Below are 17,621 nucleotides of genomic sequence, written 5' to 3' on the forward strand. Positions count from 1 at the left end.
TATTATGGCAAAAGAAGTAAAAAGCGTTAATTATGGCTTAGAGAAAATATTTGAGGAGGCACAGGATTTTTTACCGCTCTTAGGTACCGATTATGTGGAGTTTTACGTGGGCAATGCAAAACAAGCTGCGCATTATTATAAAACAGCATTTGGCTTTCAATCATATGCCTATAAAGGCCTAGAAACGGGTTCAAGGGACTCAGTAAGCTATGTGTTAAAGCAAGATAAAATAAGGCTGGTTCTTACAACACCATTAAATAGCAAATCCCCAATTAACGAGCATATTGTTAAACATGGTGATGGCGTTAAGGTAATAGCACTTTGGGTAGATGATGCAAGAAAATCTTATGAAGAAACGACCAAGCGTGGCGCAAAATCTTATATGGAACCAATGGTCGAAAAGGACGAATACGGTGAAGTGGTTAGGTCTGGTATTTATACCTATGGTGAAACAGTTCATATGTTTATTGAGCGAAAAAATTATGAAGGTGTTTTTATGCCAGGATTTGTAGAATGGAATAGTGATTATAATCCAGAACCTGTTGGCCTTAAGTTCATTGACCATATGGTAGGTAATGTAGGTTGGGGACAAATGAATAAATGGGTAAAATGGTATGAGGAGGTTATGGGATTCGTGAACTTCTTATCCTTCGACGACAAGCAAATACATACCGAATATTCAGCGCTTATGAGTAAGGTTATGAGTAACGGTAATGGAAGAATTAAATTTCCAATTAACGAACCTGCTAAGGCAGCCAAAAAATCACAGATAGAAGAATATTTAGACTTCTATGAAGGGTCTGGTGTACAGCATATTGCCGTTGCCACAGATGATATCATTAAAACCGTTGCACAATTAAAAGCGAGAGGCGTGGAGTTTCTTCCGCCACCACCACAATCCTATTACGACATGATTCCAGAACGTTTAGGTGATCATATGGAAATGATGAATGAAGACATCAGTGAATTACAAAAACTTTCTATCCTTGTTGATGCTGATGAGGAAGGGTATTTGCTTCAGATTTTTACTAAACCTGTCGAGGATAGACCAACACTATTTTTCGAGATAATTCAGCGTATGGGAGCCAAAGGGTTTGGAGCAGGTAACTTCAAAGCACTTTTTGAGTCTATTGAAAGAGAACAAGCCAAAAGAGGTACACTTTAGAAGCTTTTAGTTATTGTTTTGCATCCATAATTTAGATTTGTAATTTTGGAATGGTAATTGTAAATATGCTTGGTATTAACACATATTAAGACAATTGTAACACATTGGTAACGTTACATTATTTACATTTATACTAAAAGCGTTATGAAATATATTTTTGTATTTATACTGTTTTTTACTGGCCTTAGTACTACCGGAGTCCAAAATGATTCATCTTTTCAAAAGGGAGAATGGTTTAAATTTAGAATGAGCTATAGTGGTTGGTTCAAAGCAGGTGAGGCCACATTGAAGATGGATGAGAAAGAGCTTAATGGAAAGCCTGTGTTTCACGTTGTTGGTAAAGGAAAAACCACGGGATTAATTAATGCTTTTTTCAAGGTGAGAGATCGCTATGAAAGTTACTTTGATAAAACAACAGGTGCCCCATATAAATTTATTAGAAAAATTGATGAAGGCGGTCATACTAAGGATATTGAGATTAAGTTTGATCACGAAGAACAAAAGGCGATCGTAAACAATAAAAAGCGCAATAAGATTACTACACATACTACGGAGCAAGATGTTCAAGATATGGTTTCTATGTATTATTATTTGCGGAACAATTTAAATACAGACGGCTTAAAAATTGGAGATGAGATTAGAACCAACATGTTTTTTGATGAAGAAAACTATGGATTTAAACTTAAATATTTAGGTAAAGAGACCATAAAAATAGAACTGAACGGATCCAAGGTACGCATTAAATCACTAAAGTTTAGACCTTATGTAATGGCTGGTAGAGTTTTCAAAGAAGAAGAAAGTTTAACCTTGTGGGTCAGTGCAGATAAAAACAAAATACCTTTAAAAATTAAGGCAGACCTTGCAGTAGGTTCTCTAAGGGCAGATCTAGAAGCATTTAAGGGGCTTAAATATTCTTTTCCCGTGGAATTTGATAATTAAATTATGGACGACCAACCTAATTTCGACGCTATTTTAAAACAGCTTCAAGAGAAGTATAATCAAATAGACCAAGATACTGATGATCATTTATACGGCTTGCTATACAGCAAGCCGATTACATATTGGGACTATATACAAACAGATGCGCTTTTAAACCTTCAGATTCAGCGTACTACCTTACCAGATGAAATGGTGTTCATAGCATACCATCAAATTAATGAGCTTATTTTTAAAATGATTCTTTGGGAGATTGAGCAAGTTGCAGATAGCAAATCACTCGATGTTACATTTTTTGAGAATAAAATAATGCGAATAAGTCGCTATTTTGATATGCTAACCACTTCATTTAACATAATGAGAGAGGGAATGGAGATAGAGCAATACATGAAATTTAGATATACATTAACACCTGCCAGCGGATTTCAAAGCGCACAATACAGATTAATTGAGTTTGCTTCTACAGAATTAATAAACCTTATAGATTATAGATTTAGAGCAACAATTAATCGTGAAACACCATTCACGCACGCCTTTGAACATTTGTATTGGCAAGCCGCTGGAAAAGATCATAAAACTGGAAAAAAATCAACACTTTTAATTAATTTTGAAAACCGTTATAAAGAGGAGTTTTTAAGATTTATGCAAACCTATAACACCAAAAATCTTTGGACGCGGTTTAAGGAATTACCAGAGGAAGACCGTAAGGATAAAAATCTGGTAAAAGCCATGAGACATTATGATTATACGGTAAATGTTACTTGGGTAATGGCGCATTACAATACTGCGGTACATTACATTGAAAGTGGTCTTGGAGATGGAGAAGCAACCGGTGGTAGCGATTGGAAAAAGTATATGCATCCAAGATACCAAAGGCGCATTTTCTTTCCGGAATTGTGGACAGAGGAAGAATTAAAAAATTGGGGAAACAACATATAATAAATGCATTAATGCACTTAAAAAGATTAGTAGCAATAGCTGGAATAGCAGTGATTTTTTTCACCTGTAAGAATGAAGATCCAGCCAAAGCATATGAAAAAGAATTTGCTGAGATTGTAGAAGAAGAGAAAATCCTAGAATTTGGTTTTAACCTAAAGGATTATATTGTAAAGCGCGATACCATTAAGAAAGGTGATAGTTTTGGAGAAATAATGGAGCGCAATAAAATAGGATATCCTAAAATCTTCGAAATTGCAGAAAAAGCAAAAGACACTTTTGACATCGCAAGACGACTCATGCCAGGAAGACCATATACCTTACTGTGTTCTAAGGATAGTCTAGAAATACCATCAACATTCATTTACCAGCCTAGTGTAGAAGATTACGTTGTAATTAATTTTAAGGATTCAGTAGAAGTTTATACGAGTAAAAAGCCTATTAAATATGTAGAAAAAACGGCTACCGGAATTATTGAGAATAATATATCTCAAACATTAGATGAAAAAGGATTAAGTCAAGTTCTTGCTAATAAAATGGCAGACGATATTTATGCGTGGACGATAGATTTTAGGAGACTTTATCCTGGAGATCGCTTTAAAGTTATTTATACAGATAAGTATATTTCAGATTCTATTTATGCAGGTGTTCATGAAGTTAAAGCGGCCTATTTTGAACATAATGGTGATTCGCTTTATGCTTTTCAGTTTGTAACGGATACGTTAAAAGGAATTAAGGACTACTTTAATGAGGATGCCAAAAATCTGAGACGTGCCTTCTTAAAAATGCCGGTTAAATTCGGTAGGCTTTCATCAAGATATAATCTTAAGAGGCGTATAGCTTACTATGGTTACAAGGTTAGACCTCATAAAGGAACAGATTTTGCTGCTCCTGTTGGCACACCAATTATGGCAACAGCTAATGGTACTGTTATAGAATCTACCAGGCGAGGTGGTAATGGCAAATATGTTAAGATTCGCCACAATGATACTTATACCACCCAATACTTGCACATGAGTCGTCAAGCAGTAAAAAAAGGAGAATATGTAAAGCAAGGGGATATTATTGGTTACGTTGGGATGACAGGGAATACAGGTGGTCCACACGTTTGTTATCGTTTTTGGAAAAATGGTAGACAAGTAGATCCCTTTAAACAAAAATTACCGGAAGCTAAGCCTATTTCAGATAGTTTAAAGGAAAGATTTTTAGTTCATATCAAGCCAATAAAGCAACAACTAGATAACATATTCTTCTTGGAGGCAGAGCCTAAAAAAGTTGAAACCACTATAACCGAAGATCCAATTTTATAAAAATGGCATTAAAATCAACCAATCCTACCAAGACAGAATCTTGGAGCAAACTACAATCACATTTTAATTCAATTAAAGACAAACATCTTAAAGACCTTTTTTCTGGTAATCCTAATAGAGCAAACCAACTTACAATAGAGTGGGAAGATTTTTTGGTTGATTTCTCAAAGAACAGGATAGCGACAGAAACAATTGATTACCTCATTGAACTTGCTAATGAGGTTGATTTAAAAGACGCGATTAAAAAATATTTTCAAGGTGACATTATCAATGCCACCGAAGGAAGAGCTGTATTGCATACAGCACTGAGAACAAAACAAGATTCAAAAGTACTTGTGAATGGCGAGAATGTTGTGCCTGGTATTTTTGCTGTTAAACAAAAAATTAAAGATTTTACAGAAGCAGTCATAAATGGCACACACAAAGGGTATACTGGTAAAGCGATTACCGACATTGTAAACATTGGAATAGGAGGATCGGACCTCGGGCCAGCAATGGTGGTTGATTCATTGCAATTTTATAAAAACCATCTCACTACGCATTTTGTAAGCAATGTTGATGGAGATCATCATAAAGAGATTATCAAAAATTTAAATCCAGAAACCACTTTGTTTGTGATTGTTTCAAAGACATTTACAACACAGGAGACGCTATCTAATGCAAACTCAATTAGGGCGTGGTTTTTAGAAGCACTTCCAACTGAAGCTGTTTCTAAACATTTTGTTGCTGTTTCTACCAATATAGGAAGTGTTAAGGCCTTTGGTATAGATGAAAACAATATATTCCCAATGAAAGATTGGGTAGGAGGACGCTTTTCCCTATGGAGTTCTGTTGGCCTTTCAATAAGCTTGGCTTTAGGATACCAAAATTTTGAAGATTTGTTGAAGGGTGCGCAAAAAATGGACGAACATTTTAGAGCAACAGATTTCAAAAAAAACATTCCTGTTATAGCAGCACTTTTGACAGTTTGGTATAACAATTTTTTTAAGGCAGAAAGCGAAGCAATTATTCCTTATACCCAGTACTTAAATCAGTTTGCAACCTATCTCCAACAAGGAATTATGGAGAGTAATGGAAAAAGTGTTGATAGGTCAGGGAAAAGAGTAGATTACCAAACTGGAACATTGATTTGGGGTGAACCTGGAACAAACTCGCAACATGCTTTTTTTCAATTAATTCATCAAGGCACTAAATTGATACCTACTGATTTTATAGGATTTGTTAAGTCATTACATGGTAACACCGAGCATCATGATAAGCTTATGTCAAATTATTTTGCCCAGACAGAGGCTTTAATGAATGGGAAAACAGAAGATGAGGTTTTAGCTGAATTAAATAGTCAAGGATTAGATGAAACAGAAATCAACAAACTACTGCCTTTTAAAATATTTGAGGGAAATAAACCAACGACTTCAGTTTTAATAAATAAACTCACTCCTGAAAGTTTAGGAAAGCTTATAGCCATGTATGAGCATAAAATATTTGTTGAAGGGATTATTTGGAATATCTATAGTTACGACCAATTTGGTGTAGAACTAGGCAAACAACTGGCAAAAACCATATTAAATGAGCTAGATGATAGCTCTGTTAAACATAATCATGATGCTTCAACCCAACATTTGATAGATTTTTATAGAAAGAATAAATAAATAGTGTTAAAAAAATTAAGAATACATTATTTATTAATTCTATATTTTGATAATACCACAATTAACGTGCATTTGCATCATTTCTTAACATTTAGTTAATGTTTTAATTAGAGTTATACGTAATTTTGCACCACTAATAGAAACCAATTAACTTAAATTTTATATGAAAAAATTTAACTATTTTTTATTGACAGCTGTATTAACGTTGTTTACTACAGTAGCTTTTGCTCAAAGTACAATTACCGGTAAGGTGATTGACGGCGAGATGAATGCACCACTGCCTGGAGCAAACATAATTGTGAAGGGTACTACAAATGGCGCAACTTCAGATTTTGATGGTAATTTTACTATCACAGCACAATCAAATTCTGGAGAATTAGAAATTTCTTATGTTGGATTCGCGACACGAGTATTAAAATTTAATGGAGACACAAACTTGGGTAACATCGTATTAGAATTGGATAATTCTTTAGAGGAAGTTATCGTTGTTGGTACAGGTGTAATTGATATCGCTGAAGCGAGACAAACACCAGTGGCTGTTTCTACTATTAAAGGAAAAGACATTCAGTTGAAAATTTCAGGTAACACTGAATTTACTGAGTCTATGAAAAATACTCCTTCTGTTTACGTTTCTAACCAAGCAGGTGGTTTCGGTGATAGTAGAATTTTTCTTAGAGGATTCGATGATACAAACACTGCTTTCTTATTAAATGGTCAACCAATTAATAGTGTTGAGGACGGTAGAATGTTTTGGTCTAACTGGGCAGGTATGGCAGATGTTGCTAATGCTGTTCAGGTACAGAGAGGTCTAGGGTCTTCTAAACTTGCTATTTCATCAGTAGGTGGTACGGTTAACATTGTATCTAAAACGACTGAACAAAGAGAAGGAGGATTTGTTAGATTTATGGGAGGTAACGATAGTTTCGCAAAAGGAACATTTGCTTACAACTCAGGCGTTAATGACAAAGGATGGGCTTTTTCTGTATTAGTAGATCACTGGCAAGCACATAGAAAGTACTCAATTGGTACTGCTGGGCAAGGGCAAAACTACCTTTTTTCTGTAGGTTATAAACCAAACGAAAGAAATACGTTTAACTTCTTAATAACAGGTGCACCACAGTGGCACGATCAAAACTTCTCAAGTGATTTAGAAGAGTTTGAATTATATGGTGAGAAGTACAACCCAAATACTGGTTTTAGAGATGGTGAGCGTTTTACAGAAAGACGTAACTACTACCACAAGCCTGTTGCAAACCTTAACTGGGATTTTGATATAAACGATAATTTAGATTTATCTACTGTGCTCTACGCGTCTTGGGGCCGTGGTGGTGGAACCGGAATGTTAGGTAGCAGTGGAAACAGAGTTAGATTAGAATCTAACGGACAAATTGATTTTGACCAGATAGTTTTAAATAACCAAGCTGCTGCAGATTCTAATGGATTTGCTGGGTTCAGCGATGGATTTGTAAGACGTTCATCTGTAAATAACCACAACTGGTACGGTTTATTATCTAACTTAAATATTGAGTCTGGTGAAAACTGGAACTTTAATGTTGGTTTTGATGGTAGATTATATCGTGGTGACCACTGGAGACAAATTAATGATTTAATGGGTCTTGATGGTTTTACTGATAACTTTAGAACAGATCGTCCTGACGACTATGTATTTACTAATACATTTGAGGCTAACCCATGGTCCGCATTATTTGATTTTGCGGATGAAGCAGAAAGAACCCAGTTTGATTATTCTGAGAATATTAACTATATCGGTGGATTTGGACAGGCAGAATACGCAACAGAGGATTTCTCAGTCTTTGTTCAAGCTGCATTATCTACACAATCGTTCCAGAGAACAGGTAGATTTACAGGTAGAACTGTAAATGGTATAGATGGTCTTGGTGAATCTGAGAAAGTAAATAAAACAGGGTATCAAATTAAAGGTGGTGCATCTTACAACCTTGATGAAAACAACACATTATTTGCTAATATTGGAACATTCTCAAGACAACCGTTCTTAGATAACATCTTCGCAGACATCAGAAACTCAAATGCTTTAGTAGAAGTTGAACAACCTGATGGATCTACTAGTGGAATTGACAATGAAGAAATCGTAGGGTTTGAAGCTGGTTACAGATTTAAAAACAGTACTTTCAGATTTAATATAGACGTATATAGAACAGAATGGGGTAACCGTTTCTTAACTTTTGGTACTGCGCTACCAAACGATGAATTTGGTATTTATCGTTTCACTGACGTAACGCAAATTCACCAAGGTGTTGAATTTGATTTTGAGTACCGTCCTGTTAGTGGTAATATATCGTTTAGAGGTTACGGTTCTATTGGTAACTGGAAATACGAGGGTACAACACCATTTACATTGCAAAATGATGATACACAGCAGTTCTTAGAAGATGCTGGTACAGTAGATATCACTGACGTAAAAGTTGGTAATGCACCTCAAACATCTTTTGGTGCAGGAGTAGTATGGAATATCACAGAAGGTTTATCTGTAGATATGGACTATAATATCTTCGCAGACCTTTACGAGTTTGTTGATGTAGATGAAGCAGTAGAAGATGCCCTTAATGGAAGAGTTTACGAATCTCAAAGATTACCATCTTATACTTTAGCTGATGCAGGTTTGACTTACAGATTTTCTTTAGGAGACAACAGAATGACTTTTAGAGCAAACGTTAACAACTTGTTTAATACACCTTACATTAGCCAAACAGATAACTTTGGTACATTCTTAGGAATTGGAAGAATTTGGAACGCAAGTTTACGTTACAACTTCTAATTTTTAATAATTATAATACTAAAAAAGCAACCTTAAATGGGTTGCTTTTTTTGTTTAGTATATATGGTTTCTGATTGCTATTGTTTCCAAACAAGAGTTTCCATAAGTCGTTTAATATCCTTTTTTAAATACTCTGAGGCAGGATAAATAGAATCATAATTGGGTTTGGCATAAAAGTATAAAGAACCACTTATAAAGTGACTTATACTGTCTGTTAAGTAAAATTGAGATTGTGAAGCAGCATCGCCACCAATTTCATATAGCATGCCGTACACTTTATTTTCTGGGCTTAAAAATTCCTTTGGGAGAATCTCATCTGCTTTTATAGTGTGTGTTTGGGTTAGGTTTTGCGCATCTCTCAGCAAACTATCCAAGTTGTTATTTCTTATTTTTTGATACGTGAGATATATCGTAGCCTTCATTGAAGGATATTTTATATCAATACCTTTTATTTCGCCAGTTGTTTTGATGTTTTTAATTGGCTCTGACATTTCATTTTTATCAAATTCAAACGGTAAGGGAATTTTGGACTTGTTATATTTGGCGGTAGGGTAATCTAGTCTAAGGTAGCCATTTGGTTTAGGAAGACTGTCGTCACCACAACTGAATAATGTCAGGAAAAATAATGGAAATAAAACTTTTTTCATTCCAATGGGTTAAGTAGGGTTAATTTAATCTGTTTAATGCGTTTACGCTCAAGTGCTTCTACTGTAAAAACGTAATTTTTGAAATTTATTTTGCTCCCTATCCTTGGAAAACCTCCTGATATTTCTAAAACAAATCCCGCTAGTGTTTCGGCGTCTCCTTTCTTAGCTTCAAAATGAACTATATCCTCTTCGATTCCAACTATTTTGTAAACATCCTTTAAAGGTGTTTTACCTTCAAAACTATAGTTGTATTCGTCAAGTTTTGTAAATATTAAATCTTCATCGTCATATTCGTCACTTATGTCACCCACGATTTCTTCAATAATATCTTCTAACGAAACAAGTCCTGAAGTGCCACCATATTCATCCACGACGACAGCGAGATGAACTTTTTTTTCTTGAAATTCATCCATAAGATCATCAAGCTTTTTATTTTCAGGCACAAAAAAAGGTTCTCGTAAAAGTTTGGTCCAATTGAATGTTTTTTTATTGAGATGAGGTAAAAGATCTTTCACGTAAAGTACGCCTTTTATGGTATCAATATTTTCTTCATAAACAGGTATTCTCGAGTAGCCGTTTTCAATGATGTCGTCAATTATAGATTCAAATGGCGTATTAATATCTAATGCAAATAAATCCATCCTGGGGCGCATTACTTGTTTGGTGTCAGTATTGCCAAAAGAGACAATACCCTTAAGTAGTTTCTGCTCCTCTTGAGTTGTCCCATTGTCATGTGTTAATTCTAATGCTTGGGATAATTGATCTACACTTAGATTAGATTTTTGTTTGCCTAAAGTGTTTTGCATTTTAATAGTCACAAACCGCATAGGAAGACTAATTGGAGAAAAAATTACATCCAATACTTTTAACGGTTTTGCCATGAATGAAGAGAATTCAACACTATTGCGACTTGCATAGATTTTTGGTATTATTTCGCCAAACAATAAAATTAAAAAGGTAGCGCTAACCACTTCAAGCAGAAATCTTACAAGTGAACTTGAAATATTTTTAAATATAGTCTCGCCTATGTAGGCAAACAATAAAACAATAGCTATGTTAATAAAATTGTTTGCTACTAGAATAGTGGCTAATAGCTTTTTTGGACGTTCCAATAAATTGGATATAATCTGCATTCTTGCAGATTTGTTTTCGATACCCTCATCTATTTTTGCTTTCGTTAATGAGAATATAGCCACTTCTGCACCAGATACCATGGCGGAACAAGCAAGGAGTATTATTAACAATACGATGCTTGTTATGAAAGATGTGTTACTTGCTATTAGGGATATAATTAAAACCGTGGGTTCTGGATCCAAGTTTATTTATTTATAGTATTTAGAATGGTAAATCATCATCCTCGTCAGGTACTACGCTCTTAGCTTCTGGTTGCTGTGCTTGTTGCGATGTCATGGTATTTGTTGAAGACTGATTTGGTTGCTCATTCTTGTTAGTCAAAAATGTAAAATCAGTACATTGAATTTCCGTAGAGTAGCGTTCCATACCCTTGTCATCAGTCCATTTTCTAGTTTTTATACGTCCCTCAATGTAAACTTTGTCACCTTTAGTAAGGTATTTTTCGCAAATTTCTGCAGCTTTGTTCCTAACTACAATATTATGCCATTCTGTATTTGTTATACGTTCGTTGGTCGTTTTGTTAGTATAGGTTTCGTTAGTTGCCAGAGGAAAGCGGCCTACGCAATTTTTATCGTCAAAATAATGCATTTTCACTTCATCCCCTAAATGCCCTATTAGCATTACTTTATTAAGCGTTCCTGACATAATGGTGTTTTTTAAATAATTTTGTGTTTTTAGTTATAAATAAAGGTACTAAAAAAAATGTGATGTTATACCGTCTCAAAATTGAACTCGTCTATAAAATTACTTATCAAAACAGGCGTAGGATAGTCTGTTAAGTCTTTAATAGATATTGAATCTTTTGGCAATTCATCCAATTCAATTATCCAAAATTTAGTAAATAGATGTTGATGGGATAATTTATGGATTTTATCTTTCTCATTATACAAACTATAATCAAATTTTAAATTTTTTAAAAATGAATGTTTTAAGACCAATTTATTAAATGACTCAGCGGTGATACTTTCATTGGATTCAATCATGGGAAACTGATACAGATTTCTCCAAATCCCTTTTTTTGTCCGTTTTTCTATTAATGTTCTGCCTTTTTTATCAAAGCAAACTAAAAAGTTTATATAGCGCGTTTTAATCTTTGTTTTTTTAAGTTTAACTGGTAACTCACTCACAATATTCCTGCGATGTGCTTCACAACTGTTAGTTAATGGACAACTGTTACAATCTGGATTTTTGGGACGGCATTGTCTCGCTCCGAATTCCATAATTGCTTGATTATAATTTCCGGGATCGTTAACATTAATTAGATCTGTTGCTAACGCTTTAAACTTTTTTATACCATCTGAAGTGTTAATTGGCGTATCAATACCAAAATATCGAGAAAGAACCCGGTACACGTTACCATCGACAACAGCATGCGACTCGTTAAACGCTATAGAGGCTATTGCACTTGCGGTATAATCACCAACCCCTTTAAGCTTGAGTATATTTTTATGGTTTTTAGGAAAAACACCATCAAGCTCGTACGCAATATGTTTTGCTGTAGTGTGGAGGTTACGCGCCCTTGAGTAATAACCTAGTCCCTGCCATAGTTTTAGGACATCTTCTTCAGAAGCTTTTGCTAAATCAAAAACAGTTGGATATTTGGTAACAAATCTTTCATAATAGGGTAATCCTTGTTTTACTTGAGTTTGTTGCAAAATAATCTCAGAGAGCCAAATATTGTATGGGTTCTTGGTATTACGCCAAGGCAAATCTCGCTTATTTACTGAATACCAGTTAGTTATTTCTTTTTGAAAAATCATTGACAAAAAAACAGATTTGGCAAAATTAAATCTTTATCGTGTTAAATTTTAATTAATTACGCTTGAATTATTGAAATTAAATTACCTATATTTGCAACCCTTAGAATTTATAGTAACCCTAAAACTAATAACAATGACAAAAGCCGATTTAGTAGCTAAGATCTCTGATAAATTAGGTATGGAAAAAGGAGATGTACAGGCTACAGTTGAAACTTTTATGGAAGAAGTTAAATCATCATTAGAAAGTGGTGATAACGTATATTTAAGAGGTTTCGGAAGTTTTATAATTAAAACAAGAGCTGAGAAAACAGGTCGTAATATTTCCAAAAACACAACGATTAAAATACCGGCACACAACATACCTGCTTTTAAGCCTGCTAAAGTATTTTTAGAAGGTGTAAAATCTAATGTTGAGGTTAACTAAAAGTAGGAAACAAAAATATTAACTAAAAAGCATTACAAACTATGCCAAGTGGTAAAAAAAGAAAAAGACACAAGGTAGCAACGCACAAGCGTAAAAAGCGAAGACGCGCTAATCGTCACAAAAAGAAATAAACTGAAAAAAGTAGTTTTAAAACTACTTTTTTCAGTTTAAAAGAAACGTTCTTTGATATAGAATTTATGAAGCATTTTTAATAGATGCCATAGATTTGTTGGATATTACATCCTGTGTCAAAAAATTTAGTAGAATCCATCCCGATATTATTGGGATTTAAATTAATATTATGAACAAGGAATTAATCGTAAGATCGAGTTCTGATATTGTTGATTTTGCCTTATTAAAAGATGGAAAACTTGTTGAATTACATAAAGACGAAGAGGATAATAACTTTGCTGTAGGTGATATATTTATTGCCAAAATACGTAAGGTTGTACCAGGTCTAAATGCTGCGTTTGTTAACGTGGGTTACGAGAAAGATGGTTTTTTACACTATCATGATCTTGGACCTCAATTAGCTTCTCTTTTAAAATTCATTAAACGTGTAAGCACAGGAAAATTAAGAGACTATAGACTCAAAGACTTTCCGTTTGAAAAAGATTTAAATAAGCACGGTAAAATTGCCGACGCACTTAAATCCAATCAATCTATTTTAGTACAAGTAGTAAAAGAGCCAATTTCTACCAAGGGGCCTCGCATTAGTTCAGAATTGTCTATCGCAGGTAGATATATCGTATTAGTGCCTTTTTCAAATCGTATTTCAATCTCTCAAAAAATTGAATCGCAAGAAGAAAAAGATAGATTAAAACGACTTGTTAAAAGTATCACACCCAAAGGATTTGGAGTAATTATTCGTACTGTAGCAGACGGTAAAAAAGTCGCTGAGCTTGATAACGATTTACAAAATTTGCTGAGTAGATGGACAGCAATGTGTAAAAAATTGTACAAAGCACATCACCCAACAAAAGTACTTGGAGAAATGAATAAAGCATCCTCTATATTAAGGGATATTTTTAATGATTCGTTTTCTGGTATTATTGTAGATGATGAAGAATTGTACATACAAGTAAAAGATTACGTGCAACAAATTGCACCGAAAAAAGAGTCAATTGTTAAGTTTTACAAAAACGGAGTGCCAATTTTTGAGAAATATGGTATCGAGCGTCAGATAAAAACATCATTTGGACGTACCGTATCAATGGCAAAGGGAGCATATCTAGTAATAGAACACACAGAAGCTATGCACGTTATAGACGTAAATAGTGGCAACCGTTCTAATAAGGAAAAAAACCAAGAAGATACAGCTCTAGAAGTGAACTTAATCTCTGCAACAGAAATTGCCCGACAATTGCGATTGCGTGATATGGGTGGAATCATTGTAATTGATTTCATTGATATGGGTAGAGCAGAGAATAGGAAAAAACTTTACAATCATCTTAGAGATGAGATGAAAGACGACAAAGCAAAGCATAAAATATTGCCGCCGAGTAAGTTTGGTTTAGTGCAAATAACCAGACAACGCGTTAGGCCAGAGCGCAATATTAAAACTAAAGAAGAAAATCCTAACCTAGTTGGTGGAGACGAAATAGAAGCACCGATTAAGGTTGTAGCTAGAATAAGTCAAGACCTAGAACGGATTTTTAAAAAAGACTACAAAAAGGTAACCTTAAATGCACATCCTTTTATAGCAGCCTTTTTAACCAAAGGGTTTCCATCAGTACGTTCAAAATGGTTTTTTGAATACAAAAAATGGGTAAAAGTCTTGCCCAGAGATGCTTACACTTATCTTGAATATCATTTTTTTGATAAAAATGGTAACAAAATCAAATAATATCTATTAAAAAAAGCCCTTCCAATTTGGAAGGGCTTTTTTGTTTTTTATGTCGCCGGGTTTGGAATAGCGGCATGCACCTTGTCAATTTCTTTCATGACTTCATTTGAAAGCGAAATATATATGCTATCAATATTTTCTTCTAATTGTTCCAAGCTAGTAGCACCAATAATGTTACTCGTTAAAAAAGGTCTTTCATTAACAAAAGCTAAGGCCATTTGTGCCAAGGATAAGCCATTATCTTCTGCAATTTTCAAATAACGTCTTGTAGCTTCAGTAGCTTGTTCACTACTGTAACGTGCAAATCTCGGAAACAATTTTAGTCTGGCATTATCTGCGGCAGTTCCTTTTATGTATTTACCGGAGAGTACACCGAATGCCATGGGTGAATAGGCTAACAAGCCAATATTTTCGCGATGTGCTATCTCGGCAAGATCGCCTTCAAAAGGCCGACATAACAAAGAATAAGCGTTTTGAATGGTTATCATTCGAGGTAAATTATGATGTTTAGATTCTTCTAAATAACGCATAGTTCCCCACGCTTTCTCATTTGATAATCCAACATGTCTTATTTTTCCGGACTCAATTATTTCATTAAGAGTATGTAGTATTTCATTAAAATTATCTTCCCAGCCATCATCAGGATTATGTGTATAATCTCTTACCCCAAAAGTATTAGTTTGACGCTCTGGCCAGTGCAATTGGTATAAGTCGATATAATCTGTTTGTAAACGTTTTAGACTATTATTTACGGCATCATGTAGCGCTTGCTTACTGAAACCAGTAGTTCTGATATGTGCTGTGTAGTCTCCTGGTCCAGCAATTTTTGTAGCTAATATAACTTTGTCTCTATTACCAGTTTTAGTAAACCAGTTACCAATGATGCGTTCTGTATCGGCATAGGTCTCTGCGGTTGCAGGTACTGGATATAATTCTGCAACATCAAAAAAGTTTACACCTTTATCTAATGCTAAATCCATTTGAGCAAACCCTTCTTCTTGGGTGTTTTGATTTCCCCAAGTCATAGTTCCAAGACATATTTTGCTCACTTTTATATCGGTGTTGGGAAGTGTAGTGTATTTCATATTCATTTCCCACGAAAGTGGGAATCTTTTTAATTATACTTAAGTTTCTATTACTTAGATTGCCACGCTTCGCTCGCAATGACATTAGAATAGCAAAAATAAGAAGACCTTTCAGGTCAATACAATAGGAAAGGTCTAAATATATGTTAAGTTTTATTGACTAAATATCATTGAGCAATTTTGAGATTTCATCTAGTTTTGGTGTTAAAATCACCTCAATTCTTCTGTTTTTTGCTCTACCTTCTGAAGTATCATTAGGAGCAATTGGCGCATATTGACCACGACCAGCTGCAGTCAGATTCTCAGGATTAATTGCGCCATTTTCTCTTAGAATATTAACAATAGCCGTAGCACGTTTTGTAGATAAATCCCAATTGCCACTAAGTTGGGCGTTGCCTTTGTAAGGCACATTATCAGTATGTCCTTCGATTAAAATAGCTATATCTGGATTTTCCGCAAGGACATTTGCCAATTGTTGAACTGCCTTACGTCCTTCTGATCCAACAGACCAACTTCCAGACTGAAAAAGTAATTTGTTCTCCATTGAGACATAAACCTTGCCATCGCGTTGCTCTACGGTTAAACCCTTGCCTTCAAAATTAGTTAGTGCTTTTGAAATAGCATCTTTCAATGCTCTCATATTTGCATCTTTAGTTGCTATAACACTTTCTAATTCCGAAACGCGTTTAGATCGGTCTTCTAATTCTTTTTTTAGTTTTTCTAATCTTGCATTTTCACTTGCGAGCGCTTGCTCTTTAGCTTCTAGTTGTGCTAATAACTCTCTATTCTTTTTTGAGTTTTTTGCAATTTCCGCTGAGCTGTTTTTTTCTAAGGCCTCATAGGATGCTTTGAGGTTGTCAAAATTAGATTTAGTGGCTACTAATTCTGATTTTAAGGCACCAAGTTCTTCAACTGCTTTATCATACTGAGACTTTAAAGTATTGAGGTCGTTTAGCATTGCATTGTTTTCACCATCAAGTTTCTCAACCTGATCATTCAGGCTCCTATTTTCTTTCTTGAGGTTTGCGTATTTATCCTCTAGGTCTGTATAGATTTTCTTTGATACACAAGAGCTAAATAAGCTAACTATTAGTACTAACAAGCAAATTTGTTTTATCATTTTTTACGTTTTATTGATTGAAAATTAAACTATAGATTCAATTCTAATAGAATAGGGCAGTGATCACTATGAACTGCTTCGGTAAGTATAACGCTACGTTTTATTTTTTCTTGTAATGGTTTGCTAACCATTGCATAATCTAAGCGCCAACCCTTGTTGTTTGCTCTGGCATTGGCGCGATAGCTCCACCAAGAAAACTCTTGTTTTTCTGGATGTAAATATCTAAAACTGTCTATGAATCCGCTATCTATAAAATTGCCTAACCACTCACGTTCTTCAGGCAAATAACCAGAGACTCCTTTCATTTTTGGATTATGAATATCTATAGGCTCATGACAAATATTATAATCGCCACAGACTACTAAATTTGGTAATTTTTTCTGAAGTTTATTAAGGTAATCATGTATTAAATCCATGTACTCAAACTTGTGCTCCAATCTTGCATCATTTGTTCCAGAGGGCAAATACATACTCATTACGGATACCTTATCGTAATCTACTCTTATGTTTCGGCCTTCAAAATCCATTGACTCTATTCCGGTACCAAATTCAATATGCTTTGGTTCGTTTTTACACAGTATTGCGACGCCACTATAACCCTTCTTTTGAGCGCTAAACCAGTAGTTGTAATCATACCCGATTTTAGTGAATAAGTTTAAATCTAACTGTTCTTCTAGTGCTTTAATTTCCTGTAGACAAATAACATCTGGACTGGTAGCATTTAACCACTTTATAAATCCTTTGTTTATTGCTGCGCGGATTCCATTTACGTTATACGAAGCGATTTTCATCTTTCAATATTAAGGTTTAAG

The 17,621-nt window shown here is 34.6% G+C and carries 15 protein-coding genes; 8 read left to right on the forward strand and 7 right to left on the reverse strand.

Features of this window, described 5'->3' with window-relative positions:
* The first annotated feature begins 4 nt into the window (after positions 1-4).
* From hppD to LBU54_RS02720, 6 genes are all read left to right on the forward strand, one after another.
* Positions 5-1,165 (forward strand): 4-hydroxyphenylpyruvate dioxygenase, encoded by a 1,161-nt coding sequence (hppD, locus tag LBU54_RS02695; protein WP_224525399.1) that lies wholly within the window; start codon positions 5-7, stop codon positions 1,163-1,165.
* A gap of 144 nt (positions 1,166-1,309) precedes the next feature.
* The gene (locus LBU54_RS02700) at positions 1,310-2,104 is read left to right on the forward strand and encodes a DUF3108 domain-containing protein (protein WP_224525402.1); all 795 of its coding nucleotides are present in this window, start codon (positions 1,310-1,312) and stop codon (positions 2,102-2,104) included.
* A gap of 3 nt (positions 2,105-2,107) precedes the next feature.
* A complete protein-coding gene (locus LBU54_RS02705; protein ID WP_224525404.1) occupies positions 2,108-3,040 on the forward strand; it encodes a tryptophan 2,3-dioxygenase family protein in 933 nt (310 codons plus the stop codon).
* 11 nt (positions 3,041-3,051) lie between these two features.
* A complete protein-coding gene (locus LBU54_RS02710; protein ID WP_224525407.1) occupies positions 3,052-4,347 on the forward strand; it encodes a M23 family metallopeptidase in 1,296 nt (431 codons plus the stop codon).
* Positions 4,348-4,349: 2 nt separating this feature from the next.
* Positions 4,350-5,996 (forward strand): glucose-6-phosphate isomerase, encoded by a 1,647-nt coding sequence (gene pgi / locus LBU54_RS02715; protein WP_224525410.1) that lies wholly within the window; start codon positions 4,350-4,352, stop codon positions 5,994-5,996.
* Positions 5,997-6,159: 163 nt separating this feature from the next.
* Positions 6,160-8,793, forward strand: a complete 2,634-nt coding sequence (locus tag LBU54_RS02720; protein ID WP_224525413.1) for a TonB-dependent receptor — start codon at positions 6,160-6,162, stop codon at positions 8,791-8,793.
* Between the two features lie 77 nt (positions 8,794-8,870).
* Here the strand turns inward: LBU54_RS02720 and gldD are convergent, their stop codons facing one another.
* The 4 genes from gldD to mutY all read right to left on the reverse strand — a co-directional run bounded on the left by gldD (position 8,871) and on the right by mutY (position 12,334).
* Positions 8,871-9,440 (reverse strand): gliding motility lipoprotein GldD, encoded by a 570-nt coding sequence (gene gldD / locus LBU54_RS02725; RefSeq protein ID WP_224525414.1) that lies wholly within the window; start codon positions 9,438-9,440, stop codon positions 8,871-8,873.
* Positions 9,437-10,756 (reverse strand): gliding motility-associated protein GldE, encoded by a 1,320-nt coding sequence (locus LBU54_RS02730; protein WP_224525416.1) that lies wholly within the window; start codon positions 10,754-10,756, stop codon positions 9,437-9,439. The genes gldD and LBU54_RS02730 overlap by 4 nt, the downstream gene beginning before the upstream one ends.
* A 19-nt stretch (positions 10,757-10,775) precedes the next feature.
* The gene (locus LBU54_RS02735; protein ID WP_224525418.1) at positions 10,776-11,219 is read right to left on the reverse strand and encodes a single-stranded DNA-binding protein; all 444 of its coding nucleotides are present in this window, start codon (positions 11,217-11,219) and stop codon (positions 10,776-10,778) included.
* Between the two features lie 65 nt (positions 11,220-11,284).
* Positions 11,285-12,334 carry an A/G-specific adenine glycosylase gene (gene mutY / locus LBU54_RS02740; RefSeq protein WP_224525420.1) on the reverse strand — a complete coding sequence of 350 codons (1,050 nt, stop codon included), beginning with the start codon at positions 12,332-12,334 and terminating at the stop codon, positions 11,285-11,287.
* Between the two features lie 133 nt (positions 12,335-12,467).
* On the opposite strand from mutY, the gene LBU54_RS02745 reads away from it, so the two are divergent.
* Both LBU54_RS02745 and LBU54_RS02750 read left to right on the forward strand, forming a co-directional pair.
* A complete protein-coding gene (locus LBU54_RS02745) occupies positions 12,468-12,758 on the forward strand; it encodes an HU family DNA-binding protein (RefSeq protein WP_076619727.1) in 291 nt (96 codons plus the stop codon).
* Between the two features lie 301 nt (positions 12,759-13,059).
* Complete coding sequence (locus tag LBU54_RS02750; protein WP_224525422.1) at positions 13,060-14,604, forward strand: Rne/Rng family ribonuclease; 1,545 nt, start codon at positions 13,060-13,062, stop codon at positions 14,602-14,604.
* A 47-nt stretch (positions 14,605-14,651) separates the two neighbouring features.
* On the opposite strand, the gene LBU54_RS02755 is transcribed toward LBU54_RS02750, so the two are convergent.
* The 3 genes from LBU54_RS02755 to LBU54_RS02765 form a co-directional block, all read right to left on the reverse strand.
* Positions 14,652-15,689 (reverse strand): aldo/keto reductase, encoded by a 1,038-nt coding sequence (locus LBU54_RS02755; protein ID WP_224525424.1) that lies wholly within the window; start codon positions 15,687-15,689, stop codon positions 14,652-14,654.
* A 160-nt stretch (positions 15,690-15,849) separates the two neighbouring features.
* Positions 15,850-16,809 (reverse strand): OmpA family protein, encoded by a 960-nt coding sequence (locus tag LBU54_RS02760; protein ID WP_224525426.1) that lies wholly within the window; start codon positions 16,807-16,809, stop codon positions 15,850-15,852.
* 29 nt (positions 16,810-16,838) lie between these two features.
* Positions 16,839-17,600, reverse strand: coding sequence for an exodeoxyribonuclease III (locus tag LBU54_RS02765; protein ID WP_224525428.1), 762 nt, complete (start codon positions 17,598-17,600; stop codon positions 16,839-16,841).
* Positions 17,601-17,621: the final 21 nt, after the last annotated feature.

It is taken from the genome of Winogradskyella alexanderae, from assembly GCF_020166335.1.
GTDB lineage: Bacteria > Bacteroidota > Bacteroidia > Flavobacteriales > Flavobacteriaceae > Winogradskyella > Winogradskyella alexanderae.

What these genes read in the sequence shown, in the direction of transcription:
- LBU54_RS02760 (WP_224525426.1), bottom strand. Translation starts at nt 16,809, where the DNA reads ATGATAAAACAAATTTGCTTGTTAGTACTAATAGTTAGCTTATTTAGC.
- LBU54_RS02700 (WP_224525402.1), top strand. Translation starts at nt 1,310, where the DNA reads ATGAAATATATTTTTGTATTTATACTGTTTTTTACTGGCCTTAGTACT.
- mutY (WP_224525420.1), bottom strand. Translation starts at nt 12,334, where the DNA reads ATGATTTTTCAAAAAGAAATAACTAACTGGTATTCAGTAAATAAGCGA.
- LBU54_RS02745 (WP_076619727.1), top strand. Translation starts at nt 12,468, where the DNA reads ATGACAAAAGCCGATTTAGTAGCTAAGATCTCTGATAAATTAGGTATG.
- LBU54_RS02750 (WP_224525422.1), top strand. Translation starts at nt 13,060, where the DNA reads ATGAACAAGGAATTAATCGTAAGATCGAGTTCTGATATTGTTGATTTT.
- LBU54_RS02755 (WP_224525424.1), bottom strand. Translation starts at nt 15,689, where the DNA reads ATGAAATACACTACACTTCCCAACACCGATATAAAAGTGAGCAAAATA.
- hppD (WP_224525399.1), top strand. Translation starts at nt 5, where the DNA reads ATGGCAAAAGAAGTAAAAAGCGTTAATTATGGCTTAGAGAAAATATTT.
- LBU54_RS02710 (WP_224525407.1), top strand. Translation starts at nt 3,052, where the DNA reads ATGCACTTAAAAAGATTAGTAGCAATAGCTGGAATAGCAGTGATTTTT.
- LBU54_RS02735 (WP_224525418.1), bottom strand. Translation starts at nt 11,219, where the DNA reads ATGTCAGGAACGCTTAATAAAGTAATGCTAATAGGGCATTTAGGGGAT.
- LBU54_RS02720 (WP_224525413.1), top strand. Translation starts at nt 6,160, where the DNA reads ATGAAAAAATTTAACTATTTTTTATTGACAGCTGTATTAACGTTGTTT.
- LBU54_RS02765 (WP_224525428.1), bottom strand. Translation starts at nt 17,600, where the DNA reads ATGAAAATCGCTTCGTATAACGTAAATGGAATCCGCGCAGCAATAAAC.
- gldD (WP_224525414.1), bottom strand. Translation starts at nt 9,440, where the DNA reads ATGAAAAAAGTTTTATTTCCATTATTTTTCCTGACATTATTCAGTTGT.
- LBU54_RS02705 (WP_224525404.1), top strand. Translation starts at nt 2,108, where the DNA reads ATGGACGACCAACCTAATTTCGACGCTATTTTAAAACAGCTTCAAGAG.
- pgi (WP_224525410.1), top strand. Translation starts at nt 4,350, where the DNA reads ATGGCATTAAAATCAACCAATCCTACCAAGACAGAATCTTGGAGCAAA.